This window comes from Virgibacillus alimentarius (genome assembly GCF_000709085.1).
Taxonomy (GTDB): domain Bacteria; phylum Bacillota; class Bacilli; order Bacillales; family Amphibacillaceae; genus Virgibacillus_B; species Virgibacillus_B alimentarius.
Genome location: NZ_JFBD01000146.1, coordinates 1 through 2,675, shown reverse-complemented (window position 1 = coordinate 2,675; position 2,675 = coordinate 1). Strand labels below are relative to the sequence as shown.

2 protein-coding genes are annotated in these 2,675 nt (G+C 41.1%); both read left to right on the top strand.

The window, feature by feature from the left end; genetic code table 11:
* Positions 1–86 precede the first annotated feature (86 nt).
* Positions 87–428 carry a hypothetical protein gene (locus GZ63_RS0116195; protein ID WP_156947761.1) on the top strand — a complete coding sequence of 114 codons (342 nt, stop codon included), beginning with the start codon at positions 87–89 and terminating at the stop codon, positions 426–428.
* A gap of 26 nt (positions 429–454) precedes the next feature.
* The gene (locus GZ63_RS0116190) at positions 455–2,506 is read left to right on the top strand and encodes a CocE/NonD family hydrolase (RefSeq protein ID WP_029271366.1); all 2,052 of its coding nucleotides are present in this window, start codon (positions 455–457) and stop codon (positions 2,504–2,506) included.
* Positions 2,507–2,675 lie beyond the last annotated feature (169 nt).

Genomic DNA, 2,675 nt, shown 5'->3' with positions numbered 1-2,675 from the left:
TTTTTGTAAACATTTCATTTTGAAATATCCAGAAAGTGTATTCCCTGCTTTATATCGAAAGCTTAGGCTCTATTCCGGAAGAACTGATGCAAAACTATTATAAAGTGTATGCGCACGAGATGATCAATCTGTCGGAGAATGTTCAATCCATTATTTCACATCATAATATTTCGACGCGCAGTTCGTTATATATTCAACAAGCGAAAGAAGATGGATTCATCAAGGAAGAAGATATTGAGTATATCGCCGGTACGACCATGTTAATTTGGAATGGCATGCTAACGACAATGTTGAATTTACGCAAAACATATGCAAAGGAAGAAGCGGCAAAACGGACGATGCACTATATTTATAAAAGTATTATGTATACCGTACTTCCAGAGAAACGAGATCAAGTAGTGTATGACAGTGATATGTTAAAAGATTAAAAGTGTTAAGGAAAGGTTGGATGAGCGTGGTATTTAATATAAGCGATTCGACGAATAGAAAAACCGTTACGAAATTTCCTAGAGAGATTATGAAAAAAGAACATGTATGGATTCCAATGTCGGATGGGGCTAAATTAGCAGCAACGATTTGGCTACCAAAAGATGCCGTGGAAAATCCAGTACCTGCCATATTGGAATATTTGCCATATCGGAAAGATGATTTTACAGCAATCCGAGATTCAGCTCGCCATCCTTATTTTGCTGGTCATGGTTATGCAAGTATTCGTGTAGATATTCGCGGCACAGGAAATTCGGATGGTATTTTGCTGGATGAATATTTAAAGCAAGAGCAAGATGATGCACTCGAAGTATTTGACTGGATTGCAAAGCAGCCATGGGCTACCGGTGATGTTGGCATGATAGGGAAGTCTTGGGGTGGCTTTAATGGTTTACAAGTTGCTGCAAGACAACACCCAGCATTAAAAACGATTATTACCTTGTGCTCCACCGATGATCGATATTCCGATGATGTTCATTATCGTGGCGGGAATATTTTAGCATCGGATATGCTTTGGTGGGCATCTACCATGTTTGCCTATAGCGCGCGTCCTCAAGATCCAGAAGTTGTCGGGGAAAGCTGGAAAGAAAACTGGCTGAAACGATTGAACACACCACCTTATGTTCAGGAATGGATGCGTCATCAGACAAGGGATGCGTACTGGAAACATGGATCAGTTTGTGAAGATTATGCAGCGATCAACATTCCCGTATTTGCTGTAAGCGGCTGGCAGGATGGGTATACGGACGCAGTATTTCGGTTAGTTGAAAACTTGCCAAATGCGAAAGGATTAATTGGACCTTGGGCTCATGAATATCCTGAAGTAGCAACACCAGAACCGGCAATCGGTTTTCTGCAAGAGTGCATTCGCTGGTGGGATCAATGGTTAAAAGGAAAAGATACGGGGATAAAAGACGAACCAAAATTCATTACTTGGATACAGGATAGTGAATTACCTAAAGTGAATTACGAAGAACGTCCTGGCAAATGGGTAGCTGAAACAGCCTGGCCTTCTGAAAATATAAGTGAAAAGCATTTTTGGCTCAACGATGGAAAGTTGGTCAATGAGGCAATTGGAACGGGAGGTAACATTACGGTTCCGAGTGTTCAAGAGCATGGTTTTTACGCTGGTGTGTTCTGTCCATTTGGCGAACCTGGGGATTTACCGTCTGATCAACGTTTAGAAAATGGAAAGTCCGTTGTATTTACATCAGATCCATTTACAGAGGACTTCGATATGTTAGGACATCCTGTATTTGATATGGAATTTACAACGGATGAAGAAAATGCGCTTGTAGCGGTTCGGCTTAGTGATAAAGCACCGACCGGCGAATCCACTTTAATTAGCTGGGGAATGCTCAATTTAAATCAGCTAAAGTCTCGTGAATATCCGGAAGCTTTACATTCAAATCAAGTATATCAAGCATCCGTTAAGTTAAATGCATTCGGTCAGTCCATTCCTGCAGGTCACCAATTGGAAGTAGCGATTTCACCAACTTACTGGCCGCAAGCCTGGCCTTCACCGAAGCCAGTTACATTAAAGGTACGGACAGGAGCAAAAACGAAGTTAAGACTTCCGATTCGCACCAAGCAGCATGAATTAGATCAATCCATTCATTTTGATCCACCAGAAACAGCACAAGTGATCGATAAAGAAATACTCCGAGCGGAGAACCGTACACGAACCGTTTCTCATCATACGATCACAGATGTTTGGAAACTGGAAGACTATTCGGATGAAGGCGAACGTAAATTGCTCATGAATGGATTAGTCCATGGCAGTGTTAATAAAAACACGTATACAATCAAATCGGGTGATCCACTATCCGCTCACATCCAGTGCGAATGGGAACTAACCGTAGGACGTCAGGAGAACTGGGAAACAAAGCTATTAACGAACAGTGAAATGACGAGTGATCTGACCACGTTTTACTTAAAAAATACAATGGTTGCATTCTATAACGGAGAAGAAATTTTTAGAAAAACATGGAAGGAAGAAATCCCTCGTAATTTTCAATAATCCAAAAGTTGTAATACAAAACAAGCGGTTTTCTGTTATTAACAGAAAACCGCTTGTTTTTAATAAAAATCGGCTAATAGGATGTGGAAAGGATGGTGGATGTATTGGGTATTGTGAACATCTCAATGAACTCGAGCAACAAGGTGAGCAACTCGCGCAACAAGGCAGG

Bases quoted from the DNA above. Each gene is read 5' to 3' on its own strand.
- GZ63_RS0116195 (WP_156947761.1), top strand. From the start codon at position 87: ATGCAAAACTATTATAAAGTGTATGCGCACGAGATGATCAATCTGTCG.